20 protein-coding genes and 1 riboswitch are annotated in these 26300 nt (G+C 60.2%); of the genes, 12 read left to right on the top strand and 8 right to left on the bottom strand.

Annotation, left to right across the window (positions count from 1 at the left end; all coding sequences use genetic code 11):
- Nucleotides 1–73: 73 nt before the first annotated feature.
- From FHT82_RS28520 to FHT82_RS28540, 5 genes are all read left to right on the top strand, one after another.
- A complete protein-coding gene (locus FHT82_RS28520) occupies nt 74–2692 on the top strand; it encodes a mechanosensitive ion channel family protein (protein WP_183736071.1) in 2619 nt (872 codons plus the stop codon).
- 101 nt (nt 2693–2793) lie between these two features.
- Nucleotides 2794–3069: a hypothetical protein gene (locus tag FHT82_RS28525; RefSeq protein WP_183736072.1), complete on the top strand. Its 276-nt coding sequence runs from the start codon at nt 2794–2796 to the stop codon at nt 3067–3069.
- 202 nt (nt 3070–3271) lie between these two features.
- On the top strand, nt 3272–5785 hold the full coding sequence (locus FHT82_RS28530) for an FAD-dependent oxidoreductase (protein ID WP_183736073.1): 2514 nt from the start codon (nt 3272–3274) through the stop codon (nt 5783–5785).
- 168 nt (nt 5786–5953) lie between these two features.
- Nucleotides 5954–6784: a response regulator gene (locus tag FHT82_RS28535; RefSeq protein WP_183736074.1), complete on the top strand. Its 831-nt coding sequence runs from the start codon at nt 5954–5956 to the stop codon at nt 6782–6784.
- Nucleotides 6785–6985: 201 nt separating this feature from the next.
- Nucleotides 6986–8317 (top strand): diguanylate cyclase, encoded by a 1332-nt coding sequence (locus tag FHT82_RS28540; RefSeq protein ID WP_183736075.1) that lies wholly within the window; start codon nt 6986–6988, stop codon nt 8315–8317.
- 199 nt (nt 8318–8516) lie between these two features.
- On the opposite strand, the gene FHT82_RS28545 is transcribed toward FHT82_RS28540, so the two are convergent.
- The 3 genes from FHT82_RS28545 to FHT82_RS28555 form a co-directional block, all read right to left on the bottom strand.
- Nucleotides 8517–9539 carry a GlxA family transcriptional regulator gene (locus tag FHT82_RS28545; RefSeq protein WP_183736076.1) on the bottom strand — a complete coding sequence of 341 codons (1023 nt, stop codon included), beginning with the start codon at nt 9537–9539 and terminating at the stop codon, nt 8517–8519.
- 302 nt (nt 9540–9841) lie between these two features.
- The gene (locus tag FHT82_RS28550; protein WP_183736077.1) at nt 9842–10045 is read right to left on the bottom strand and encodes a hypothetical protein; all 204 of its coding nucleotides are present in this window, start codon (nt 10043–10045) and stop codon (nt 9842–9844) included.
- A 116-nt stretch (nt 10046–10161) separates the two neighbouring features.
- Nucleotides 10162–10329, bottom strand: coding sequence for a hypothetical protein (locus tag FHT82_RS28555; RefSeq protein WP_183736078.1), 168 nt, complete (start codon nt 10327–10329; stop codon nt 10162–10164).
- 216 nt (nt 10330–10545) lie between these two features.
- Between FHT82_RS28555 and FHT82_RS28560 the strand changes: the two genes are divergently transcribed.
- Nucleotides 10546–12318, top strand: coding sequence for an AAA family ATPase (locus FHT82_RS28560; RefSeq protein WP_183736079.1), 1773 nt, complete (start codon nt 10546–10548; stop codon nt 12316–12318).
- Nucleotides 12319–12323: 5 nt separating this feature from the next.
- Here the strand turns inward: FHT82_RS28560 and FHT82_RS28565 are convergent, their stop codons facing one another.
- Nucleotides 12324–14225, bottom strand: a complete 1902-nt coding sequence (locus FHT82_RS28565; protein WP_183736080.1) for a potassium transporter Kup — start codon at nt 14223–14225, stop codon at nt 12324–12326.
- Nucleotides 14226–14364: 139 nt separating this feature from the next.
- Nucleotides 14365–15669 (bottom strand): hemolysin family protein, encoded by a 1305-nt coding sequence (locus FHT82_RS28570; RefSeq protein ID WP_183736081.1) that lies wholly within the window; start codon nt 15667–15669, stop codon nt 14365–14367.
- A 289-nt stretch (nt 15670–15958) separates the two neighbouring features.
- On the opposite strand from FHT82_RS28570, the gene FHT82_RS28575 reads away from it, so the two are divergent.
- The 3 genes from FHT82_RS28575 to FHT82_RS28585 all read left to right on the top strand — a co-directional run bounded on the left by FHT82_RS28575 (nt 15959) and on the right by FHT82_RS28585 (nt 18630).
- The gene (locus tag FHT82_RS28575) at nt 15959–17371 is read left to right on the top strand and encodes a DUF882 domain-containing protein (protein ID WP_183736082.1); all 1413 of its coding nucleotides are present in this window, start codon (nt 15959–15961) and stop codon (nt 17369–17371) included.
- 108 nt (nt 17372–17479) lie between these two features.
- Entirely contained in the window at nt 17480–18379 is a 900-nt protein-coding gene (locus FHT82_RS28580; RefSeq protein ID WP_183736083.1) for a LysR family transcriptional regulator, read from the top strand.
- A gap of 95 nt (nt 18380–18474) precedes the next feature.
- Entirely contained in the window at nt 18475–18630 is a 156-nt protein-coding gene (locus FHT82_RS28585; protein WP_112569658.1) for an entericidin A/B family lipoprotein, read from the top strand.
- A gap of 6 nt (nt 18631–18636) precedes the next feature.
- Here FHT82_RS28585 and FHT82_RS28590 read toward each other — a convergent pair whose 3' ends face one another.
- On the bottom strand, nt 18637–18987 hold the full coding sequence (locus FHT82_RS28590) for a hypothetical protein (protein ID WP_183736084.1): 351 nt from the start codon (nt 18985–18987) through the stop codon (nt 18637–18639).
- Between the two features lie 32 nt (nt 18988–19019).
- On the bottom strand, nt 19020–20012 hold the full coding sequence (locus FHT82_RS28595) for a glycine betaine ABC transporter substrate-binding protein (RefSeq protein WP_183736085.1): 993 nt from the start codon (nt 20010–20012) through the stop codon (nt 19020–19022).
- Nucleotides 20013–20674: 662 nt separating this feature from the next.
- On the opposite strand from FHT82_RS28595, the gene FHT82_RS28600 reads away from it, so the two are divergent.
- Both FHT82_RS28600 and FHT82_RS28605 read left to right on the top strand, forming a co-directional pair.
- The gene (locus tag FHT82_RS28600) at nt 20675–22129 is read left to right on the top strand and encodes a cobyric acid synthase (protein WP_183736086.1); all 1455 of its coding nucleotides are present in this window, start codon (nt 20675–20677) and stop codon (nt 22127–22129) included.
- A gap of 104 nt (nt 22130–22233) precedes the next feature.
- Nucleotides 22234–23004 carry an SDR family oxidoreductase gene (locus FHT82_RS28605; protein ID WP_183736087.1) on the top strand — a complete coding sequence of 257 codons (771 nt, stop codon included), beginning with the start codon at nt 22234–22236 and terminating at the stop codon, nt 23002–23004.
- A 41-nt stretch (nt 23005–23045) separates the two neighbouring features.
- Here the strand turns inward: FHT82_RS28605 and FHT82_RS28610 are convergent, their stop codons facing one another.
- A complete protein-coding gene (locus FHT82_RS28610) occupies nt 23046–24836 on the bottom strand; it encodes a chloride channel protein (RefSeq protein ID WP_183736135.1) in 1791 nt (596 codons plus the stop codon).
- 208 nt (nt 24837–25044) lie between these two features.
- Nucleotides 25045–25439: riboswitch (cobalamin riboswitch) on the top strand.
- 350 nt (nt 25440–25789) lie between these two features.
- Here FHT82_RS28610 and cobU point away from each other — a divergent pair.
- Complete coding sequence (cobU, locus tag FHT82_RS28615; protein ID WP_183736088.1) at nt 25790–26299, top strand: bifunctional adenosylcobinamide kinase/adenosylcobinamide-phosphate guanylyltransferase; 510 nt, start codon at nt 25790–25792, stop codon at nt 26297–26299.
- Nucleotide 26300: the final 1 nt, after the last annotated feature.

Genomic DNA, 26300 nt, shown 5'->3' on the forward strand with positions numbered 1-26300 from the left:
CCGCCTTTCTGTTGCCTTTCTTTCCTATAAAAGCGGTCATCTTGATCATGAGACGAATCCACGCGGGGGCTTCTTGCGCTTGACACACTGGCTGCTTCGCACCGTTCTTCTGATATCGCTGGTGGTTGCCGGCCTGCATCTCGATGGGGAGGCTGCCTTCGCGCAGGCGCCGCAGCCGGCGGCTCAGGCCCAGACCCAGCCAGCCCAGACACAGCCAGCGCAGACGCAGGCAGTTCCGGCCCAAGCAGCTCCGGCCGAGGCGCCGCTTGCCAATACCGGCCTTGATCAGGCGCTGAAGGATATCGACAAGGCGAAGAACCAGCTTGTCTCGCTGCAGGACCGCGTCAAGCAGAATGCCGACAACGACGACGCTCTCGTGGAGCTTGCCGGCCAGGTGGATGAACTCGGCCGCGGCGTTATCGCCACATCCGTCAGCCTGCGCCCGCGTTTCGACCAGATCAAGAGCCGCCTGGCCGAACTTGGCGAGCCGCCGAAGGACGGCCAGCCGCCGGAGGCGCAGATCGTCACCGACGAGCGCAATGCGCTGACGGCGGAACGCTCGCAGATCAATGCCGTCACGGGAGACGCGGAAAACCTGTCGATCGCGATCACCAAGCTTTCCAACGTGATCACGGCGACACGGCGCCAGCTCTTTGCCGATACGTTGTTCCGGCGCACCGAAATTTCCGCCTCCGTCATCGACGATGCGGCGGGCGCTTTTGTCCAAGAGGCGAGCGAGTTTTCCCAGACGCTTTCGAGCTGGATCACCTTTGTCTGGAAGTTCAAGAGCCTGCAGCTCTTTGCCGCGATCTTCCTGTCGCTCGCGACAGCCTTGATCCTGCTCTCCGGCGGCTACCGGCTTTTCGGCCAGTATCTGCGGCGCGACGTCAATGTCGAGGAGCCTTCCTATATCAGCCGCCTTGCCTTTGCCTTCTGGTCGACGCTGATCCGCACGGCCGCGCTCGATGTGCTCCTGGTGACGTCGCTGATCTTCCTCGACGGTTTCAATGTGCTGAGAAGCGATATCACGCCCGTGATCGGCGCGCTTTTCGGCTCGATCGGCCTCGTCTATTTCGTCGGCCGTTTCGTCAACGCCGTCTTTGCGCCGAATGATCCGTCCTGGCGTCTGGTGCGCCTTTCCAATCTCGGCGCCCGCTCGGTCGGCTACTGCCTGATCGCCATGGCCGTCGTCAACGCGCTCGACTATCTCTTCGGTGCCGTCGGCGAGGCGATGGGATCGCCGCTGGTTCTGACGGTCGTGCGCAGCCTGCTTGCGGCGCTGATCATCGGCCTCATCCTGATTGCCGTGTCCTTCGGAAAGCCGATGCTGGCCAAGAACGGCGATCCCGATGCGCCGGGCCGCCACTGGCCGCGCGGCATGGCGATCCTGCTGCGGGTCTTCGGCGCAGGCCTCATCCTTGCGGCGCTCTCGGGTTACGTGGGCCTGGCGCGTTTCGTCGCCACCCAGCTCATCATCACCAGTGCCATCATCGTGACGACCTATATCGGCCTGCTGCTCGGCAAGGCGATCTCACGACAGGACAATTTCGGCGATACGTTCCTTGGCCGTTTCCTGGAAACCCGCTTCAAGCTCGGGCCGGTGGCGATCGATCAGGTGGGGCTGGTCGTCGGCCTGCTGATCTACGCGGTGGCGCTCCTGACCGGCATTCCACTCATCCTGCTGCTCTGGGGCTTTCATGTGCAGGATCTGCAACTGCTTGCTTACCGGCTGTTTACAGAGGTGCGGCTCGGGGGCATCAGCATTTCGCTGCTCGGCATCTTCACCGGCATCCTGCTCTTTGCCGGAGGTTATCTTGCGACGCGCTGGGTACAGAAATGGCTCGACAGCAATGTCATGGCGCGCAGCCATGTCGATCTCGGCGTGCGCAATTCCGTCAAGACCGGCATCGGCTATCTGGGCGTAGGCGTTGCGGCGATTTTCGGCGTTTCGGCTGCTGGCATCGACCTTTCGAACCTTGCACTCGTTGCCTCGGCGCTCTCGGTCGGTATCGGTTTCGGCCTGCAGAATATCGTGTCGAACTTCGTTTCGGGCTTGATCCTGCTGGTCGAGCGGCCCTTCAAGGTGGGCGACCATGTCGTTTCGGGCACCGCCGAAGGCATCGTCAAGCGCATTTCGGTGCGCGCCACCGAAATCGAAACCTTCCGCAAGCAGTCGATCATCGTCCCGAACTCGGATCTGATCAACGGGCTCGTCGGCAACTGGACGCATCGCAACAGGCTCGGCCGTTCGGAAATTCCGGTTTCAGTGAGCTACGAGGCCGATCCGCGCAAGGTGATGGATATTCTGCTGGAGCTGACGGCCGCCGTGCCGTTGATCCTGCGCAATCCCGAGCCGCATGTCGAATTCCTGCGCTTCGGACCTTATTCGCTGGATTTCGAGCTGCGCTTCTTCCTGGCCGACATGGGTGACGGCCTGACGGTGCGCAACAATCTGAGGATCGAGATCCTCAAGCGCTTCCGGGCCGAGGGCATCGAGATCCCGCTGCCGCAGAGCGATCTGACCATTCACCGGCAGGCGAATGCAGAAGCCGAGAAGGCGCTTGTCCGGAAGCCTGACGAGCCCGAGGACGAGATTGCCGAAGACGAGGCCGGTAGGAACGAGATGGTGGAAGAGGAGCGGCCGGTGCGCCAATTGCGGGGCAAGACGGCAGACGGCAAGTTAAAAGGCTGAACAGCTCATTCAGCGCTCATTCACGGCTGTGCTGCTATAACCCCATGTAATCGATCGCTGCTGGTGCAGCGACGAGTGCTCCAGGGGAGGGCGTAAAGCCCATGTCGCATACCGTGACACGTTCCGCAGTCGCATTTCTTCTTCTCCTTTCCGCCGCACCTCTCGCGCTGGCGGCTTCCGTCGCCAACAAGGATGAGGCACCCGTGGTGCTCACCGTCACCGAAGGCGGCAACCGCGTGGAAGTCGTCGTCGATGCCGGCGCTTCCGAAAGGGTCTGCCCCTCCGGCTGTTTCATGACGACGCCCGATGGCGACCGTATCGGGCTTTCGGGCGACGAGACGATCGAGATCGTCAAGGGCTCCGCCGTCGTCAAGTGACGGCGGCTTCAGCCCGTTCTCTGCCGATTTTCATGAATTTTCGAGGCTTGCGACTTTTGACGCTTGTCTATTTGCGTGTCGTCGCGGCAAGCTTTTCCCATGTCGTAAACAGGCCTCTCGTGACGCATGCCTCGCGGCATAGTTCACGACATGGTTCGTTCGGTATGGGCTGCCGGACATTCGGTTGAAGAGGGTATTTTCCATGAAGTCACATGCGCGGGCAGTGGTCATCGGCGGCGGCGTGGTCGGCGTTTCGACGCTCTATCACCTTGCGAAGAAGGGTTGGGGCGACAGCGTGCTCATCGAGCGCAAGGAGCTGACATCAGGCTCGACATGGCATGCGGCGGGCCTCTTGCCGCTCTTCAACATGAGCTATTCGGTCGGCCAGATCCATAAATATTCCGTCCGCTTCTATCAGGAACTGCAGCAGGAAACCGGCATGAATGTCGGTTTCAGCCAGGTCTCCAACATCCGTCTCGCCCGTACCAAAGACCGCTGGGACGAGTTCATGTACTATGCCGGCATTGCCGAGACGATCGGCGTAAAGGTCAATATCCTGACGCCCGAGCAGGTGAAGGAGATCTGGCCTCTCTGTGAGACCGACGGCCTGCTTGGCGCAATCCAGCATCCCGATGACGGCTATATCCAGCCGGCGGATCTTACTCAGGCGCTCGCCAAGGGCGCCCGCGATTTCGGCGCCACGATCTACCGCAACACGACGGTCACCGCGATCGAGCAGCAGGCAGACGGGCTCTGGAAGGTGACGACGGACAAGGGCGAGATCACCGCAGAACACGTCATCTCCTGCACCGGCAATTTCGCCCGCAAGACCGGCGAGATGGTCGGCATCAACATTCCGGTCATTCCGGTCGAGCACCAGTATATCGTCACCGAGCCGCATCCCGACATTCTGGCCCGCAAGGCAAAGGGCCTGCCGGAAATGGGCGTGCTGCGTGAAGCCGACAGCGCCTGGTACATGCGCGAGGAAAATGGCGGGCTGCTGCTTGGCCCCTACGAGCAGGGCGCGCCGGTCTGTTATGTCAACGGTCCCTCCGACGAGAGCGAATACGAGTTGTTTCAGGAAGAGCTCGATCGCCTGATGCCGCATATCGAAACGGCGATCGCCCGTGTGCCGGCCTTCGGCGAAGTCGGCATCAAGAAGGTCTATAACGGCGCCATCGCCTATACTCCCGACGGCAACCCGATCGTCGGCCCCGCACCGGGTCTCAAGAATTTCTGGCTGAACGAAGGCCATTCCTTCGGCATCACGGCGGCCGGGGGCGCCGGCTGGCAGCTGGCCGAATGGATCGTCGATGGCGAGCCGACCGTCGACATGATGGGCGTCGATCCGCGCCGCTTTGGTCCCTATGCCAAGGAAGGCTACCTCATCGCCAAGAACGAGGAAGCCTATGCCAATGTCTTCACCATGCACTATCCGGATGAGGAACGTGCCGCTGCCCGCCCGCTGAAGACAACGCCGGTCTATGACCGGCTAAAGAAGCTCGGCGCCGTGTTCGGCTCCGTCTACGGATGGGAACGCGCCAACTGGTTTGCGCCCGAAGGCTACGATCTGCCGAAAGACCAGATCGGCGTCGGCGCCGACGTTTTGACCAACCACAATCATTCCGATCCGACCGAAGACGGCCGCATTCTGGAACGCTGGTCGTTCCGCCGCTCGAATTATTTCGAGCATGTCGGCAACGAGGTCATGAACGTCAACAAGAATGTCGGCGTGCTCGACATGTCGGCTTTCGCCAAGGCGCTGGTCACCGGACCCGGCGCGCGCGCATGGCTGGAATCGATCTTTGCCAATGCGATCCCGAAGAAGCGAGGCCGTATCGCGCTTTGCCACATGCTGACCAAGGAAGGCGGCGTGCGCGCGGAATTCACCGTCTATGAAAGCGCGCCCGGCACTTTCTATCTCGTCTCGGCCGGCGCCTATGAGGCGCATGACCACGACTATATGCGCAAGCTGCTGCCATCAGACGGCAGCGTGAAGTTCACGCCGATCACCCAGGCCTGGGGCGTGCTCGTACTCGCCGGTCCGAAGTCGCGCGATGTCCTGAAGAAGCTGACGCGCACAAGCCTCGACAACAAGGATTTCCCCTGGCTTTCGGGCAAGGAAATCTCGGTCGGTGCGGCGAGCGCCCATGCGCTGCGCGTCAACTTCGTCGGCGAACTCGGCTGGGAACTGCATCACCCGATCGAGATGCAGAATTACATCTTCGACAAGCTGATGGAGGCCGGCGCCGAATTCGGTATCAAGCCTTTCGGTATCCGCGCCATGCTCTCCATGTCGGTCGAGAAGTCCTACCGCCTGATCCCGCGCGAAATGTCGATCGAGTACAATGCCTATGAATCCGGCCTCGACCGCTTCATCAAGCCGGAAAAGGAATTCCTCGGCCGCGAGGGCTTGCTTGCCTACAAGAAAAAGGGCCTGAAGTGGAACTTTGCCACGCTCGTCGTCGAGACCGGCAATGACGTCGATGCGCGTGGTTCGGAAGCGATCTATAACGAGGCTGGCGAGCTCGTCGGCCGCGCCACCAACGGCACTTTCGGCTTCCGCATCAACCGCTCGCTGGCGCTCGCCATGCTGCGGCCCGATTATGCCAAGGAAGGCACGAAGCTGAAGATCAAGATCCTCGGTACGACCTACAATGCGACCGTGGTCGGCGAGAGCCCGTTCGACACGGAGAATGCAGCACTTCGTGGCTGAGGCTCCGTGTTCCATGTTCTAGTTTCTTAAGCATATGAAGAAGAAAAGGGCGGCCGCACCATCGGCCGCCTTTTTCGTAGCTGGCTGCAGCCTCTCGATTAACAATTGTTCAAATGAATTCATGTAACCGTTGCGTTCGGGGACACAATTTCCATTTAAAGGTTTGTCATGGCGTTTCTAGGTATTTCGGGGATGCAATATTCCGGAGAAATGTTTGCCGGCGCGCGCATTATCCTCGCTGAAGATTCCAACGTCTTCACGTCGATGATCGGAAAGCGGCTGAAGGAACTCTTCGATATCGAGGTCGAGATTTGCCGCAGCTTCGAAGAGCTGCAGCTTTCCTACGATAAATCTTCCGATCCGATTACGCTGGCGATTTCCAACATCAACCTGCCGGGCGCCGAAAACGGCGAGGCGCTGGAATATCTGGTCGATCTGTCGATCCCGACGATCGTTTTTACCGGCACGTTCCATGAAGGCATGCGCGACAAGCTGCTTGCCAAGGACATTGTCGACTACATCCTCAAGGACAATGTCTTTGCCGTCGACCTGCTGGCGGAATCGATCTGCCGGTTCCTGACCAACCATCGCCATCATGTATTGATCGTCGATGACAGCGCCACGGCCCGCGCGCTGCTGTCGAGCCGCCTGAAGCGCTACAATTTCCGCGTCAGCACCGCCGAGAGCGGCGCAAAGGCGCTGGAGATCCTCAAGGCTAACAGAGATATCGGCTTGATGGTCACCGACTACAACATGCCCGATATCGACGGTTTCGAGCTGACGCGCCGCATCCGCGCCTCGATCGGCTCGCACGAGCTACGCATCATCGGCGTTTCCTCCTCTTCCAACCGCCTGCTTTCGGCGCGGTTCCTGAAGGCCGGCGGCAACGACTTCATGCTGCGTCCGTTCATCGACGAGGAGTTTTACTGCCGCGTCAACCAGAACCTGGACACACTCCTCCAGATCCAGTCGATGCGCAGGGAACGGGCGGTTGCCTGATCCGGCCGCGAAGATCGGGTGCAGGGAAACGCCTCCGTGATCGGCCCACACCGAAAAGATATGACGGAGGCTCATATTTTTGCAATCACAGGTGTTGTTGCCGTCATTTGCCTCTTCACGGAAGGGGAGGCCTCGGCTATCGTCCGGCACTGCAAGAGAGGGCGAGTCGACCCTCTCGTGCATGTGGAGGGGTAGGTAGCCGTGACATTCCAGAGGGATTTTCAGCGGGAGAATGCAGGTCCTCGGTTCGGAGGAATCCGCATACTTCTGGTTGAGGATTCCCGAATGTTTTCTGCCGTGCTCTGCCATCGGTTCCAGACCGAGCTCAACCTCAGCGTTGTTTGCTGTTCCTCGCTGAAGGCGTTACGTGAAGAGCTCTCGCAGGACGGGCACGGTTACAGCATGGCCGTCGTTGACCTGAACCTGCCTGACGCACCCTATGGCGAGGCGCTCGACTGCACGATCGAGCACGATATTCCGGCCATCGTCTTTACCGCGACCTTCGATCTCAATACCCGCGCCCGCATCCTCGAGCGCAATGTCATCGACTATGTGCTGAAGGATAACGAGTTCGCGCTCGACAATCTGGTCGCGACCGTGCGCCGGGCGATCATGAACCGCAAGACCCGGGTGCTCGTCGTCGATGACGTGCCCTCGGCGCGCCAGGTACTCGTCGATCTCCTGAAAGCCCAGCAATATATGGTCGTCGAAGCCAATTCCGGGCTTGAGGCGATCGCGGCACTCGAGGCCTACAGCGATATCGAGCTCGTCGTCACCGATCATCATATGCCCGATATGAGCGGCTATGAGCTGACGCGGCGCATCCGCCACCGGTTCGGTTCGGACAAGATGCGCGTCATCGGCGTTTCCTCCTCGAACGACCGCATGCTGTCGGCAAGTTTCCTGAAGGCCGGCGCCAGCGACTTCGTCTACCGGCCGTTCGTCGCCGAAGAGCTGCAGTGCCGCATTGCCAACAATGTGGAGACGCTGACGCAGATGAAGCAGCTGCGGGCGGCGGCGGCCTGCGACTACCTGACCGGCCTCTATAACCGCCGCTATTTCTACGACAACGGCCCGAAGCTGGTGAACGAATGCCTGCGACTGAAAATGTCGAGCGCGGTCGCCATTCTCGACATCGACCATTTCAAACGGCTGAACGACACTTATGGCCACGAGATCGGCGACAAGGTGCTGAGGGCTGTCGCAGACAGGCTGCAGGCGATCTTCGAAGGCAGCGACAATCTTCTCTCGCGCCTCGGCGGCGAGGAATTCGCCATTCTCTTCCCGCAGATGGATTCGCTGGCCGCCACCAAGCTTTGCGATGAGATTCGCTCGGAGATTTCCCGCTTGAGAGTGACGGCCGATGACGAGGAATTGTCGGTGACGGTGTCAATCGGATTGGCCGAGATCACCGGTTACGAGACCTTCGAGAACTATCTGAACGCGGCAGACCAGTTCCTCTACATGGCCAAGCACAAGGGGCGAAACCTTGTCTATTCCGACGCCAAGATGACGGAGGAGGCGGCGCAGTAAGGGCGCCCTTGATGCGCGCCTTTCGCCGCTTGGCGTCATCCTCGGCCTTGTGCCGAGGATCTGCGACATACCAAGATATTGGACGGTAGCAGATACTCGGGACAAGCCCGAGTATGACGAAGAGAGTTTGGTGCCCTAGTCAGAATATCAAAGGCGGCTCAGTGAGCCGCCTTTCTGCATTGCCAACTGTATGCCAGCCTCAGGCCGCCACCGCCTGCTGACGGGCTGTCGCCATGGTCATCTTGCGATCGGCGCGCTCCTGCTGCGGCGAGCGCTGGTAGAGTTCGCGATAACACTTGGAGAAGTGCGAGGCGGAGACGAAGCCGCAGGCGACGGCCACTTCGACGACCGGCATGGAGGACTGGACCAGCAGGTGACGGGCGCGGTCGAGGCGGATTTCCAGGTAGTAGCGGGCTGGCGACCGGCCCATTTCCTGGCGGAAGAGGCGCTCGATCTGGCGGCGCGACAGGCCGGCGCCTTCGGCGATCTCCAGCAGTGACAGCGGCTCGGCGAGATTGCCTTCCATCAGCTCGATGATCGACAGGACCTTGGCGTTCTGCACGCCGAGGCGGGCACGCAGCGGCAGCCGCTGGCGGTCGTGCGGGTTGCGCACGCGATCGGTCAGGTGCTGCTCGCAGATGCGGTTGACGAGGCTTTCGCCGAAATCCTCGCCAACGAGGTTCAGCATCATGTCGAGCGAGGCCGTGCCGCCGGCGCAGGTATAGAGATTGTTGTCGACCTCATAGAGATCGGCATAGACCTCGACCTGCGGGAAGGCCTCGGAGAAGCCCGGCAGGTTTTCCCAGTGGATCGCGCAGCGCTTGCCGTTCAGGAGACCCGCCTGGGCAAGCACATGCGCGCCCGTACAGAGCGAACCGACGGCGACGCCGCGATTGTAGGATTCCCGCAGCCAGGCATTGACGGACTTGTTGTTGAAGGTCTCGACATCGATGCCGGAACAGACGAGCACCATCCCGGGCCGGTTTTCGCCGCCCAGATGGCGGCGCTCTTCGGCAAGCGACGAATTGGCCTCCACGCCGATGCCGCAGGAGGAATAGACCTTTTCGCCGTCGACGGAACTCAGGCGCCATGTATAGGCCTGATAGCCGAGCATGCGGTTTGCGATACGCAGGGTATCCACCGCCGCCGAAAAGGGCAGCATGGTGAACTGAGGAACCATGAAGAAGACTACGGAACGTTTCTTGAGCTGCATCTTGTTCATTGGAAAATCCATGCTCGAGGGCGACTGCATATTGGTCGCGTGGAATGCGTCGTTCCGATGTTCCAAAAGCGACACTGGCATGGATAAATGCGGCTAGGAAGAGCAAATCTGCGACATTGGCCACAATTTGCGGCGCGAGCGGAGCAAAAGGCGTCGCTGCGGGCCGGTAGTGCTGTGAAATTCACTGGGGAAAAGGCAGGCGACGGATATGAAAAAGGCGGTGCTGCATGGGGCAGGCACCGCCTTTAGCTTGGGAGGTATGTCGCATTCATTGCATATGGTTGCATTCACGAGCCCTGTTCTTAATGGGTGCGGTCTTTGCCGCTCTCATCGGCGCTCGGCCAGCCGATATCCTTGCGGATGTCGAGGGGCATGGATTCGATCTGGCGTTCCGTCTGCCAGCGGCGCCATGCACGCACGAGCCTGTCGGCATAGGAACCAAGCGAAGAATGTCTGCCGTAGGATGACAGACCCTTGCCGCCATCTCTGTAGGTCATCGAGGTCATTGCCGTTTCCTTTCCTTGCGGGACACGGGATTACCGTATCCTCGAGATGAAATATGCGCTTACGGCACCCATCATTCAAACGAATAGATTTTATAAGTACCATAAGCGATTTTGAACTATCGCTGCTGCTCGTCGAGAGCGGGCAGTGCGCCGATATCGGCCGCGAGATGCGACGGATAATGCTTCATTTCCTGCCTGATATGCTCACGTGCCGCCACCCGAAACATGCGTGCGCGGAAGGCGAAAAAAGCCTGGAGGATATTGAAGCCTACTGTCTGCAACATGACCGGCCTCCTTTTCTTCAGCCTCATCGTTACAACTAAAATATAGGTACTCAGGGCAGTTCAAACAAATGAAATGAACTGGGCTTTAGGTTCAGAGAAATTGAAAGATAGACGGAGAAAGGTGCGTGTGGCGTTTATCTCTTCTTCGACTTTAAAGGGTAAGGCTGGCTCGGTGGCCTTTGCCGAGGTAGGCATACAATCTTTAAAGGAAACAATATGACGGTCTTTTTGCATGCACTATCGCTCAAGTTTTATCGAGGTATTGGTAGCGAGGCGCAAAAGCTGAGGGACTTTCGCGATTTCAACTTTTTCATTGGAACGAATAACGCTGGAAAGTCCACGGTCCTTAACTTCATCTCCAAGTACCTGCCATATCGAGGTGATAATGAAATTGAGGGCAGTGCGACGACACCTATCGAACGGTTCCGAGGCGCTAAGACCGGCTCGATTGAGGCAGCCGTCGGTCTTCCCATAGATGTTTTTATGGATGCTGTCCGCAAGCTGCATACCCAACTTCCTGCACAATTCTGGCCAAGCTTCACGAAGGTTGCGACGAGTTTTGCGGATAACGACGTAGTTTGGCTGAGGCCGAGTGCAAATCAAGCCGGTGCGTCGTTAGCGGCGGGTAAACCCGTAAACCCGGATGTTCTCACATCGCAGGAATGGTACAATCTTTGGACGGCGTTGACCGGTCAGAGCGGCGGAAGCATTTCCCAAAATTGGGTGCCCGAAACGATTAAAAGCCTTCTTGCTGCGCAGACGCTTGAGCTGCCCAACACGCGAATAATCCCTGCAAAACGTCAAATCGGCCAAACTGGTGTCGAGCTTATTGACCTTAGCGGCCAGGGACTGATTGATAGATTGGCTGAAGTTCAGAGCCCAGACCACGATAAACGTGCGGACCGACTACTATTCGACAAAATCAACTTATTCCTGCGGAGCGTTACGGACAGGAAAGACGCGACCATCGAGGTGCCTCATAATCGTCAGCACATTTTAGTGCACATGGATAACAAGGTTCTCCCTCTTTCGTCCTTAGGTACCGGTATACATGAGGTGGTGATGATTGCGTCGTTCTGCACATTATTTGACAATCAAATAATTTGCATGGAAGAGCCGGAGATACATCTTCACCCCATACTGCAGAGAAAACTTATGAAGTATTTGGGGGAGTATACAAAGAATCAGTACTTCGTCGCCACTCACTCCGCGAGCTTTATCGACACTCCGGGTGCCGCTATTTTTCATGTCGCAAATGACGGAGATCAAACGAGAATCTCGGAAAGTATTCTGAGAAGCCAACGACATGAGATCTGCATCGACTTGGGGTACAAGGCATCGGACATTGTTCAGTCTAATGCTGTAATCTGGGTTGAAGGCCCTTCTGACCGCATATACCTCAATCACTGGATCAAAGCCGCGGTGGGGAAGGACGAACAGAAGTTGATTGAGGGTATACACTACTCAATTATGTTCTACGGTGGGCGCCTCTTGAGTCACCTAAGCGCTGAGGCCGACGAAATAAACGAGTTCATCGCACTTCGTTCGCTCAATCAAAATCTCGCACTGATAATGGACAGCGATAAAGGTAGCGCGAAAAATAGCGTCAACGCAACGAAGGTCCGCCTCCAGAGCGAAATCAGCAAGGGGAAGGGGTTTTGCTGGATAACAAAAGGCAGGGAGATCGAAAACTACATCGATCACCAAGCACTTCAACGTGCCGTTGCCGGTGTATACGGCGATGTCTACGATAAAGCCGACGGTAGCGGCCAATTCGATCACGCACTTTACTTCTGGCGCAAGGCACCAAAAGCCAGGGGGAAAGGAGGTTCGTCTGCAGAAGACATGCTTCAAAAGGATGTGGACAAAGTAAGGGTTGCCAAGGCCGTGTGCGAAGGCAAAGCTGATCTTTCCATCCTAGATCTCAAACTGAGAATCAGTGAACTTTTGGAGTTTATTCGCAGCGCTAACGATCTGACGCCGCTGTAGAGCCCTCAAATCACCATCTGCTCTCCGAGTTCCACCACGCGGTTGCTGGGAAGCTGGAAATAGTCCGAGGGGTCGATGGCGAAGCCGGCCATGGCGATGAAGAGCCGGTCCTGCCAGGCCGGAAGGCCGGTGTTCGGATCGCCGACGAGCTTGCGCCTGCCGAGGTAGAACGAGGTCGACATGATCTCGAAGTCGAAGCCCGCCTTGCGGCAGAGCGGCAGGGCCTTGGAGACGTCCTGATCTTCCATGAAGCCGAACAGGAGCTGGATCTTGATGAAGCGCTCCGACAGCCTTTCGATTGTCACCCGCTCCGTTTCCGGCACATAGGGGCGCGGCGCGGTCTTCACGTTGAGGATGACGTTACGCGCATGGAGAACGCGATTGTGCTTCAGATTGTGCAGGAGCACGCCGGGTGTCATGTCGGGAAGGCTGGTCAGGAAGATCGCAGTTCCGGGGACCTGGGCGGGAGCATGATCCGACTTTCGTTCGATCGACGCAAGGAATTGCATCAGGGGTATGTCGCTCCTTGCGGATTTCTCGCGCACCAGCAGGGTTCCCTTCTTCCAGGTCCACATCATCACCATCAGCGCGCCGGCAATCAGGATCGGGACATAGCCGCCATCGTGGATCTTCAGGAGGTTCGCGCCCAGGAAGATGCTTTCAAGCACGAGGAGCGGCAGGAGTGCCGCCAGTGCCGTGGCCACGTTCCATCCCCAGACGACGCGGAGAAACTGGAAGGACAGGATCGTCGTGACGACCATCGCACCCGTGACCGAAATTCCGTAGGCGGTGGCAAGGGCCTCGGAGGAGCCGAATGCGAAGATCAGAGTAAGTACGCCAAACAGCAGTGCCATATTCACCGCCGGGACATAGATCTGGCCGGTGTTGGAGGCAGAGGTGAAGCAGATCTCCAGCCGCGGAAGGAAGCCGAGATGGATCGCCTGGCGGGCAAGCGAGAACGCCCCGGTGATGACCGCCTGGCTGGCGATGATGGTGGCTGCCGTGGCGAGAATGACCACAGGAAGGATCGCCCATTCCGGAAACATCAGGAAGAACGGATCGGACGCAGCCTGTGGGTTGGCAAGCACCAGCCCGCCCTGGCCGAGATAGTTCAGCGCAAGCGACGGGAAGACCACGACGAACCAAGCCGCCTGGATCGGTTTCCTGCCGAAATGGCCCAGGTCGGCATAAAGCGCCTCCGCGCCCGTCACGGTGAGGAAGACGGCGCCGAGGACAACGAGGCCGACAAGACCGGCATGCGTGATGAAGTCGAAGGCGTAGAGCGGATTGAGTGCTGCGAAAATCGCGGGATCGTCGGCGATATGGACAAGTCCGCCAAACCCCATCACGAGAAACCACAGCAGCGTTATCGGGCCGAAGAGCTTCGACACGGACGCGGTGCCGACCGACTGGACGAAAAACAGCAGCAGCATGATCGCGACGGCGATCGGCAGGACATAGGGGGTGAAGACCGGGGTTACGAGCTTCAGCCCTTCGAGCGCCGACAGCACCGATAAGGCAGGGGTGATCATGGCGTCGCCGATGAAAAGCGCGGCACCAATGATGCCTGCGAAGAAAAAGACGGTCGCATGCCGGCTGGTCTTTTTCATGAGGAGGGCCAGCAGGGAAAGGGTTCCGCCTTCGCCCTCGTTGTCTGCCCTCAGCAGAAACAGCACGTATTTGAACGTGACGATGATCGTCAGCGTCCAGATCATCAACGAGATCAGCCCGATGACCTCGTTTGGGGTGACGCCGTCATGGACGAAGGGTCGCAGCGCTTCGCGGAAGGCATAGAGCGGGCTCGTCCCGATATCTCCATAGACTACGCCGATCGCCCCGAGCAGCAGGGCCGCAAACTTTTGCTGGCCTGCATGGGGCCGGTCTGCGTCGTGGGTGGTGGCGGACATGGATATTCCCTGATTGTTGTTCGGCCCTGATTGCTGCTCAGAACGAAAGATATGGGGCGCAAGCCTGAGAATGGCACGTCGGACCGCGAGTAGGGGCAAGGCTGCCAAGCCGGCCGCATCCCGGCCCTGATCGCGCCGATCAGTTCTCCGCCCGTGCCTCGTCTTTCGTCAGCGCACTGACGAGCAGTTTGTCGACGCGCCGCCCGTCGAGGTCGATCACCTCGAATTTCCAGTCGTTCTTGACGAAGGTTTCCCCGAGCTCGGGCAGGTGCTTCAGTTCTTCCAGAACGAGACCGGCGACGGTCTGGTATTCGACGTCTTCATCAACGGGGAAGTTCATGAATTCCGAAAACTCGTCGATCGGCGTCCATCCGGAAACCAGATAGGATCCATCCTCGCGTCGCTTGATCGCCGGTTCCTCGCCGGAGGCCGCGTTGCCGAAAACGCCCATGATCGATTCGAGGATGTCGCCTGACGTGATCACACCCTCGAAGTGGCCGTATTCGTCAAAAACCAGGACCATATGCTGCGACGACTTGCGGATGGATTCGATCACCGATGAGGCGGGAGCGAGGTCCGAGATGATCGGAACATCGTGGACCAGCGTCATGATGTCGACCGTCCGGCTGGCCGCAAGGGCATCGTAATAATCCTTGACGGCGAGAACGCCGAGAACCTCGTCGGAGCTGCCCTTGCGGGCCGGCAGTCGCGTTCGCGCGGTCGACTGGATGGTCTTGCGGATCTCCTCGGCCGAATCCTCGATATCGACAAGCTCGACATCGCGCCGCGGCGTCATCAGCGCGCGCGCCGTTCTGTCGGCAAGGCGCATGACGCCGGTGATCATGGCGGATTCGCCGCTTTCGATCACGCCGGCGCTCTGGGCTTCGGCGAGTACCGTCTTGATCTCCTCGTCGGTGACGCCATCGGCGTTCTTTCCGGACTGGCCGAGCAGGGTGAGAACGAGTTTGCCGGAGCCGTCGAGCAGCCAGACGAGGGGGAGGGCCGCCTTCGACAGATAGGTCATGGTCGGTGCGACCCTGGCGGCGACGGCTTCCGGCGCGCGAAGGGCCATCTGCTTGGGCACCAGCTCGCCGATGATGAGGGAGAGATAGGTGATCGCCACGACGACCGTACCGACGCCAAGCCCGTCCGCCCAAGCATTGGGAAGCCCCTGCGCCAGAAGCCAGGCGGAGAACCGCGCGCCGAGCGTCGCACCCGAGAAGGCACCTGACAGGACGCCGACAAGGGTGATGCCGATCTGAACCGTCGACAGGAAACGGCCGGGATCCTCGGCGAGGCGCAGCGCCAGTCGCGCTCCCCTGCTTCCCTGGTCTGCCATAACCCTGAGGCGTGCCGGGCGGGCGGAGACGATTGCGAGCTCCGACATCGCCAGGACGCCGTTGAGAATGGTGAGGAGGATGACGATGGCTATTTCGGTATACAAACTTAGGCCTGTTTCGATGATAATGATCCGTCGAAACTATGCGATCTCGTCTCGCTTTGCGAGGGTTCCCGTCGAAGATCATGGCTGCTCAAGCAAGATAATTATGGCGAACTTCTCGCTGCCAGCGCAACTGGAGAACCGTAAGACGGCATCTCCTTGAAACAGCGCCTCATAAGTCCGTAGCTCATAAACCCCCTCTTAAGGATCTGTTGACCATAATGAAGGCTTAACGCCGCGCACGTGTGCCGTGCCTGTGATGTTTTCGTGTCTCGCGCCAAGGACGAAGCCTGTGTCCCTTCATCAAGCCATCGCCGCCATCCCGACGACCGCCTCTGCGTGGCTTTTGTCTGTCGTTGCCCATCGCATGGCGATTGCTGCGGCCTTCTTCTTTGCGGTCATTGCCGGATCGGGCGAGGCGGCGGCCGAAGACAGGGCGCTGAAACTCTACTTCACGCATACGGGCGAGCGGGCGACGATCGTGTTCAAGCGCAACGGCAAATACGACCAGCGCGGCCTCAACCAGATCAACCGTTTTCTGCGCGATTGGCGCCGTAACGAGCCGGCGAAGATGGACCCGCGGCTGCTCGACCTCGTCTGGGAAGTCTATCGCAAGAGCGGGGCGAAGGAGACGATCCACGTCGTCTCCGCCTATCGCTCGCCGGCAACCAACAACATGCTGCGCAACCGTTCGCGGAATACAGGTGTCGCCAAGCGCAGCCAGCATATGCTCGGCAAGGCGATGGATTTCTATATTCCGGGCGTCAAGCTTGCGACGCTGCGCGCGCTTGCCATGCAGATGCAGGTCGGCGGCGTCGGCTATTATCCGACATCGGGTTCGCCTTTCGTGCATCTCGATGTCGGCAATGTGCGCGCCTGGCCGCGCATGTCGCGCCAGGAGCTGGCGCGGCTGTTCCCAGACGGACGTACCATCCACCTGCCGGCGGACGGACGTCCGCTGCCGGGCTATCAGGTGGCGCTTGCCGAGCGCAAGAAGGGCATCCGCTCCGCGCCGATAGAGATTGCCGCAAGTGAGGATGAGGATGACGATGCGCCCGTAACGCCAAAGGCAGCGGCACCGGCCCTGCTGACGGCACGCGCAGCACCTGTGAAGGCACCTGATCCCGTCGTGACCGGAAGCCTTGTCACCGCCATGCTGCCGACGCCGCAGAAGCGGGCCGAGATCGGACTGGCGCCGCAGCTTGCCAAGCCGGAGGACAAGGCGGTTGCCGACCGGGCCTTTGCCGATCTTGCCTCACTGACCGTTCCGCTGCCGGTGCTGCGGCCTGTTGAAATCGAGGCCGTGGAAAGCGAGACACCCGCACCTGTGCCCGCGGTTGCGCCGGTTCTGGCATCCGTCCAGCCGGCCCCGGCCGATTTCACGCGCTTCGTCGTCGGTCGCAAGCCGGCCAATACATCAGATATCGCCGACCGGCTGACCCATCCCGCACCGACGGCCGAGCAGATCGCGGTGTTGCCGGTCTCCGCGTCGGAGCATGTCTCGGGCGGCGTCGGCGAGATGTCCGCACGAGCGCTGATTGCCTGGGCGGTACGGTCACCGGAAACGTCAGTTGAACTCACGGCGCCTGCCATGATCGGCAACACCTATCCGAAGGGGGGCGGCGAGGGCAGGACGGTTGCTTCAGGTGCGGCTGGTGCCGCTGGAACCAGCTTCAAGACCAGCCGTTTCGGCACTGAGGGCTGAACTCAAATAGTCTCGATAGTGGTCGCCCTACAAAAATAGGGGGCAGATTGACTTTCAATCAAATGGAATGATAACCTTGGTCATTCAGAAAAATTGAAAGATGTGACGATGACCATCCCGTTTCGCCGTCCCATTCCTCTGCTCGACAATGACGTGCTGCGCACCTTCGTCGCTATTGCAGAGACCGGTAATTTTTCGACTGCGGCCGAGACCGTGTTTCGCACGCCGTCGGCCGTTTCCATGCAGATCAAAAAGCTCGAAGAGCAGCTGGGCGTGATGCTGTTTCGCCGCGATGCGCGCTCGGTGACGCTGACCCAGCACGGCGAAATGCTGCTGTCCTATGCACGCAACATCCTGGCGCTTTCCAACGAGGCGGTATCGCGCTTCATCATGCCCGAGCTCAGCGGCGTGGTGCGGCTCGGCGCGCCCGAGGATATCGGCGAGCGGCTGCTGCCGCAGGTCCTCAAAAGCTTTGCACAGACCTATCCGGGCATCATGGTCGATGTGACGATCGACATGAGCATCGGCCTGAAAAAGCGGATGGAGGAGCAGCGCCTCGATCTCGCGCTCATCAACTGCGCCACGCGGCCTTTCCCGACCAATGGCGAAGTCGTTTATCGCGAACGGCTCGTCTGGGCCGGCGCCAAGTGCGGTTCGGCGCATCGGCGCGATCCGTTGCCGATCTCGATCTGGGAAGACGGCTGCATCTGGCGGCAGGAAGCGATCACCCAGCTCGAGCGCAACAAGCGGCCGTATCGCGTCGCCTATCTCAGCGCCCACACGATGGCGCAGCGCGCCGCCGTGGTCTCCGATCTCGCCATTGCGCCGCTGCCGCTCTCCTATGTCAGCGATGACATGGCGATCCTCGGCATCCAGGAAGGGCTGCCGGAGCTGGGGTCTTTCGATATCCAGCTTTTGACGGTATCGCAGATGACGGGGCCGATCGAAACGGTCGCGGACAGCATCCGTGCATCCTTCGCCGAAAGATCGAAAGCTGCTGCTGCCTGAATTCGGTTAGCCGGTGAACTTTTCGCTCACGAACGCGTTATCCCGCCCGGACGGCATCAGCCGTTCGGGGTTGATTTCATAAAAGGATTTCGCACATGACGACCACGGGTAAAATCGCATCCGCCTTGATGATCCTTCTTGCGCTTTCTTCCTGCGCCAACACGATCCGTGGCATGGGCAGGGATACGGCAAATGCCGTCAATGCCACACAGGATGCCGGCCGCAGTGTCGATCGCGCAGCGAAGAGATAATTGCTTTCAGATTTTCGAAGCCGGATAGGCTTTTTCCAGACCGCCGGATCGGGTCAGCCCGGTCCGGAATGCGGCATAGGCCGGGTGCTGGCTGGAACGCGCCGCCTCCATGAGCCTGATCTGCAGCCGGTCGGGCGCAGCTCCGCCGATCCACTTGCCGAGGGTTTCAAGCTTCAGCGAATTGAGAAGGCGCGAGGCGGAGGCGAGATCGAGGTGCCGATAGAGGCCCGCGAGCAGGTTGTCGTCCTGCACCGGATTTTCCATCAGCAGCGACAGATAGGATTTGTCGGTTTCCGAGAGCGCCGCGAGTTTTTCCGCGACGGTATCGCGATCGGGGAAGGGCACCGTGCCAGTCATAACGAATCGTCCAGTCCTTGTTATCGGAAGGTTTATAGACTGGCCTTGACCTTCTCGGCTACATCGGCCGGAACCCAGCGGCTCCAGAGTTCCTCATAATTCTGCAGAAAATAGAGGGCTGCATTTTCGTTGTCCTCGCCGTTTTCATCCTGCCAGGCGAGGACCTGGCTGATGGTCCCGTTATCCCAGCTGCGCGCCTTCAGATAGGTCATGACGGGGCCGGCGCGGTCGGCAAAGGACCGGGTCATCAGCGTGAAGGCCTGCGACACTGGATAGGCGTTCACCTTGGGCTTGGCGCAGCCGCGAACCGAGGTGCAGGCGTCCCATTCGGCCTGATCGTGCGGCACGCCGAAATCCAGAAGCTTCATGTCATACTTGCCGATGACCGATGTCGGCGACCAGTAATAGCCGAGCCAGCCGACCTTGTTGTCGAAGGCGCGGGCAATCGAATCGTCGAAATCTTCAGGGGTCCGGCTGTCGACCAGTGCAAAGCCGAGCTTGTCGGCATCGAGCGCCTTGAAGAGATTGCCGGTCGAGATCTTGCAGGCCCAGGATTCCGGGCAATTGTGGACGGCGGCGTGCGAGGGGGCGTCGATATCGGGAAAGAGTTCCGGGTGCTTCAGCGCATCCCGTACGGAGCCGATATCCGGGTTTGCATCGGCGATGAATTTGGGGATGTACCAGCCTTCGATCGCGCCGTCGGCAAGAATTTCGGCGCCCTTCACCAGCCGGCCCTCTTTGATGGCGGTATCGAGCTGCGGCTGGACGGCCTTTGTCCAGAATTCCGAGGCGATATCGGGCGTGCCCCTGCCATTCATGGAGGCGAAGGTCGGCAGCGTATCGCCATGGACAATCGAGACGGAGCAGCCGTAGCCTTTCTCGAGGATGAATTTGTCGAAGCTCGCGGCGATGCCGGCGGAACCCCACCTCATCTCGGCAATCGAGACTTTGCCGCATCCGGCGGCTTGCGCAATTCCCGCATACAGACAGACGGCAAGGATGAACGACGTGAAAAATGTCTTCATTATAAGTCCCCCGAAATTTTCTATGTGATCGAACGTGCATGCACCGGGGCAATTAGCCGACAAATCTCTCCGCCGCTTCAGGTGCCCATCGCCCGGCCGGAATATGCTCGGTGGGCCTTCCTGTCTGCGGCGCCGTTCGTCTGGTTTTCCGGCGGCTCGTCGCTGGCCATTTCTATCGATGGCTGATGATGAACAAGCCTACGGATTTGCGGCAAGAAATCAACTCTCTTTTCTGTCTTCCATTAGCCACTAAATAATTGAATTCGAAGAATTTATGCCGGCGCTCATGATGGTGCGACCTTGCGGGCGGTGGAGGCAAATGTGCCCTTGCGGAAAGAGCTGAAAACGGTTTCACACGAGAAAAATTAGAAAAAGTGCAAAAAAGGTCGAAATTCGCTTCAAGGCGCGCTTTCAATAACCATCCGGTAAGAATGTGCCGTTATCAGTTGTGACGCGGCGGGGGACAACCGCTGCTTCTCCGGATCAGGTAGAGCGTCCCGGAGAAAGCGAGCTTCATCGCGTAATGGTGAAGGCGTCAGCGTTTTATGGCAAACCGCGTTGGGCTGATGGCCTGATCGCGGTTTTCGCATTTCTGGGTTCTTGTTGACCCGCCGACAACGCTCATTGTAGGCCTGCGGGAAACGCTTCACGGATAGACCCTAATGACCAGAGCCATCATGCTGCAGGGAACCGGCTCGGATGTCGGCAAGACGGTGCTGGTGGCCGGGCTTTGCCGGCTGGCGGCCAATCGCGGGCTGACGGTGCGGCCGTTCAAGCCACAGAACATGTCGAACAATGCGGCGGTTTCCGACGACGGCGGCGAGATCGGCCGGGCGCAATGGCTGCAGTCGCTTGCCGCCCGCACGCCATCATCAGTGCATATGAACCCGGTGCTCCTGAAGCCGCAGTCCGAGAACGGCAGCCAGATCATCGTGCAGGGCAGGGTGTTCGGACAGGCCAAGGGGCGCGACTATCAGCGGCTGAAGCCGCAGCTCATCTCTTCCGTGCTGGAGAGTTTCGCCAAGGTGTCGGAAGGTGCCGATCTCGTCGTGGTCGAGGGGGCGGGTTCGCCGGCAGAAATCAATCTCAGGGCCGGTGATATCGCCAATATGGGCTTTGCGACACGGGCAAATGTGCCTGTCGTTCTCGTCGGCGATATCGACCGCGGCGGGGTCATCGCCTCGCTCGTCGGCACCCATGCGATCCTTGCCGAAGAGGATCGCAGGATGATTTCGGGCTATATCATCAACAAGTTCCGTGGGGATGCGAGCCTGTTCGACGACGGGATCACGTCGATCGGCAAGTTCACCGGCTGGCCCTGTTTCGGCGTCGTGCCCTGGCTGAAGGTGGCGGGGCGGCTGCCGGCGGAAGATTCCGTCGTGCTGGAGCGGCTGGCCAAGGGCGAGCGAGGGGCGCTGAAGATTGCCGTGCCGGTGTTGCCGCGTATTGCCAATTTCGACGATCTCGATCCGCTGCGGGCCGAGCCTGACGTCGAGCTTGTCTTCGTGCGATCAGGCGAGCGGCTGCCTGATGATGCTGGGCTCATCATCCTGCCTGGCTCGAAATCGACCATATCGGATCTCAGCGATCTCAGGGCGCAGGGATGGGACCGTGACCTTGCCGCTCATGTGAGGCGGGGCGGCCGGGTGATCGGCATCTGCGGCGGCTACCAGATGCTCGGCCGCATGGTACACGATCCGCTCGGTATCGAAGGCGGGAGGGCGGAGATGCCGGGGCTTTCGCTTCTCGACGTCGAGACCGAGATGGCGCCGGAAAAGACCGTGCGCAACAGTGCGGCCCGCTCGACCGAATATGACGTGCCGCTTGCCGGCTACCAGATCCATCTCGGCATGACCCGCGGGCCGGATTGCATCAGGCCTTCGGCGATCGTCGACGGTGTACCGGATGGGGCGCTTTCGGCCGACGGCCGGATCATGGGTACCTATCTGCACGGCCTCTTCGGCAGCGACGCCTACCGCGCCCGGCTGCTTCAAAGCTTTGGCCTTTCGGGCGAAGGCGGCAACTACCGCCAGAGTGTCGACCGGGCGCTTGACGAGGTCGCAAGCGGCCTGGAGCAACATCTCGATCCGCGCTGGCTTGCAGGGCTGCTCGGCTAGGCGGATGTGGCCTGTGTTCATCGGAGTCGTTCTGCTATTGCCAAATTAGTTGACTCAGTCCATTAATTATTGCTCCGACGCACCCGGTCGAGAGCGATGAAACCATGAGCATACTGGATAGATTTTCACTGGCGGGCCAGGTGGCGCTCGTGACCGGCGGCGGCCGTGGCCTGGGTTTCGAGATGGCACGCGCACTGGCCGAGGCCGGCGCGCATGTCGTCGTCACCGGGCGCACGGCGGCGACGCTAGACGGTGCCGTAAGGGCCATTCGCGGCGCCGGTGGCACGGCGGAGGCGGCCGCGTTCGATATCGTCGACCGAGAGGCTCAGCGTGCGCTCATGGCCGACATCGAAAAGATCCATGGCCGTCTCGATATTCTGATCAACAATGTCGGCGCCCGCGACAGGCGGCCGCTGGCCGAATTCGACGACGATGCCATCATCGAACTGTTGCGCACCGATCTGGCCGCGGCGATGACGCTTTCGCGGGATGCTGCCGTGCTGATGAAGCGGCATAATCACGGCCGCCTGATCGCGGTGACCTCGATTAGCGGCCATGTCGTCATGCCCGGTGACTGCGTCTATCCGGCGGCCAAGCAGGGCCTTACCGGCCTGATGCGCGGCATGGCGGTCGAATTCGGCCCGCACGGCATCACCAGCAACGCGATTGCGCCCGGCTGGTTCGCCACCGAGACGAACGCGGCAATGGCTGCGAACGAGGAATTGATGCCCTTTGTGCGCCAGCGCATCCCGGTCCAGCGCTGGGGCCGCCCGGATGAGATCGCCGGCGCGGCGCTGTTTCTCGCAAGCGGCGCAGCTTCCTTCGTCAACGGCCACATCCTGACCGTCGACGGCGGCATGACGGTCAGGATGTGAGGGGAGATCTCCCTTCACTCCTGCAGCGTGCGGCAGATGTCTCAAATCTCGCCTGAAACTTCGCGGCGGCGGCGGTCGAGTTCTTCGCTGTAGCGGCGCAGTGTGTGGCTTTCGCTGAGCTGGCCGATCACCTTGCGCTCGATGAGGTTGTTGACGACGGCGAGCGCTTCGCTTTCGGTCTTGTCGAAGATCGCGGCTGCCTGCTTGGCGTTCATCTGCGGCTGCAGGAAATCGTTTTTATAGCGGATGAAATCACCAAGATTCTGGGCTTCGTCCTGCGCGCTGGTGGGGTTTGCGTAGATTTCCGGCACGAGCACGAGACCGGCATATTTGTCGCCGTCTTCGACGAGAATGACGCGCTGCGTCGAGCCGATCGGGAAGGCCTCCTTGAACGCGTCCATCGTTATTCCGAGTTTTGCGGTCTTCACGTCTGATCGCATCAGCTTGTCGACGGTCAGGTTGCGGATCCAGCCGACATCATGGGCGCTGCGGATGCTCTCGCCGCGCAGGTGAAAGCGCCATGTGGCGAAGGAGTAGCCGAAGGTGGTGCGCACCACGAGTGAGGAGGTGATGACGGCGGCGAGCACGAGGGCGGTGATCGGAAAGTCGCCGGTAATCTCCAGTGCCAGGAAGGTCATGGTCAGCGGCCCGCCGATGACGGCGACGGCAAGCGAACTCATGCCGACGACGGCGTAGATCACGGGCGTTAGTGTCGCATCGGCGAAATAGGGGGCGGAATAGGCAAAGAGCTTGCCGAGCAGGGCGCCCATGAAGAGCGAGGCGAAGAACAGGCCGCCCCTGAAGCCGGAGCCGATCGAGACCGCCGAAGCCACCGATTTCAGCAAAAACAGGCTGATAAGGGCTGGGATCGTCACTTCGTTGGCGAGGTTCAGATGCAGTGCACCATGTCCGGCGGCCAGAATCTGCGGCGAGACCAGCGCCAGCAGGCCGACGACGATGCCGCCGAGCGCCGGGCGAAAGGGCAGCGGGACGGAACTCTTTCGCGCCAGTTCCTCGACGAAGGCGACGCCCTGCATGAGCAGGATGCCGATGCCGGCGCAGAAGGCGCCGAGTGCGATCGCCGGCACGTAATCGGCCGGCTGGACAGCGCCGAAACTGCCGACATCGATGATGAAATCGCTGCCGGCAAGCAGGCGGGCAACCAGCGTGGCGACGAGGGCTGCCACGACGACCGGTGTCAGCGAGACGATGGTATAGGTGCCGATGATGAGCTCGAAGGCGTAAAAGGCGCCGGTCAGCGGCGCATTGAAGGCGGCCGCGATGGCACCGGCTGCACCGCAACCGACGAGGATGCGAAGGTCCGCTCGGCGAAGCTGCAGCTTCAGCCCGAACTTCGAGGCGATGCCGGCGGCAAGCTGCGTGTAGCCGGCCTCCAGCCCCACGGAGGCGCCGAAGCCGTTGGAGACGACGTTCTGGACGGCGACAAGGATGCTGTCGGTCAACGACAGGCGGCCGCCATGCAGCGCATTGGCCTCGATCGGGTCGACCAGCGGCTTCTTGCGCCACTTGGCGAGGATGAAGATCAGGATGCCGAGCAGGATGCCGCCTGCGAAAGGCGCCGTCATCAGCAGGAACTGGTTGTCGATCTGCGAAGCGCTGAGCCGTGTTTCGGTTTCGATGCCGAAGATCAACCGGTGCATTGCCTCGGACACGAAACTCATGGCGCTGACCGCCAGTCCCGCAGCGATGCCGACCAGCGCGCCGGCAAAGACCAGGCCCATTTCACTTTGTCTGGCGAGGGCGCGCAGGCGCCCCAAATCGAAAATGGTTGTGAAGGGCCGGAAGCGGCGGATATCCATTCGGGAGAGCATCATAGGAGAACTAGGCGACAGGAGCGGCGGTCAAGGGTGGTAGGCGGCACTCGCATGCCTGCCAATTGCGGCAAAATACCGGCCGGGCAGTAAAGTTTCTATGGCGTAAGTTTTTGAATAAACACGATAATCTTGGTAGTGTAAGTAGAGATGAACCTCTCTGGCACAGTGCGCGGCAATTGACATGGGGGTTGCGCGCGCCTAACCATGAAACCACATAATGGATGGTTCCGGATCGGCCTGACGCCTTCCGGATGAAAAGGGAATGTGACGAGGCGGACCCAAGCCGGGCGCCTTCATCACAGCCGACCCCGCGACTGTAGAGCAGTCAGGGTCTTCCGTCCGGCATTTCGACTGCCGCGCCGACGGCCCGCATCCTGCGGGCGGGCGAGGTGGAACAAGTGCCGGAAAAGCCACTGGAAATGCATCGTGATCAGCCGGGGCAGGACGCCTCTCTTTCTACGAATCGTCCGCCTTTTCACGAGATGCAGCCGGGAAGGCGAGGCAGATCCGCTGGCACGATCAGGGGCGACCGGAAACGGTTGCCCCTATCGCGGCCGACAACTGCGAGCCAGGAGACCTGCCGTCCGTGCCGGGCATAGTGCCCAACTGGGTGTTTTGCCCGCTGCCAGCACGGAGGTTGTTTTGGCTGAAGAATGTGAATCAGCGCTGCCTCTGGCGGTGCGTATAAGAGATCGCTGGCCGGGAGCTCGAAATGATGGAGCCTTGGTGCCTGTCATTGGACGTCAGCCGGCGCGTGCTTTCCTCTCCTCCCTCATTCCTGTGCTTGTCACAGGAATCCAGCGTGCCCAAGTCCTTGGGCACGATAGACTCATTTCACATTGGCATGGATTCATTCACGGCGCAGACGCGCCGTGGCTGGATTCCTGTGACAAGCACAGGAATGAGGGAAGCAGAGGGGGCCGCGCCCATCCTCCGCAGGCGGTGTTGTCATGACCGCCACCTTCATCCTCGGCGGCGCCCGCTCCGGCAAATCCCGTTTCGCCGAAAACCTTGTCACGTCCGGCGGCCTCGACCGGCACTACATCGCCACCGGCCGCGCCTGGGACGACGAGATGCAGGCGCGCATCGACCAGCACAAGGCCGATCGCGGTCCCTCCTGGACCACGCACGAGGAGCCGCTCGATCTTACGGAGCGCCTTGCGGCCATCGATGGCGAGGGCAGGGCGATCCTGGTCGACTGCCTGACGCTCTGGCTCACCAACCTGATGATGGACGGGCGCGATATCGCTGCCCAGTCCGCAGCGCTCGCCGCCTTCCTGCCGCGGGCGAAGGCGCGGCTCGTCATCGTTTCCAATGAAGTCGGCCTCGGCATCGTGCCTGAGAACCGCATGGCGCGCGAGTTTCGCGACCATACCGGCCGGTTGCACCAAATGATCGCGGCAAATGCCGACGACGTCTATTTCATCGCGGCCGGACTGCCGCTGAAAATGAAGGGTTAGT

It is taken from the genome of Rhizobium sp. BK275 (assembly GCF_014193555.1).
GTDB lineage: Bacteria > Pseudomonadota > Alphaproteobacteria > Rhizobiales > Rhizobiaceae > Rhizobium.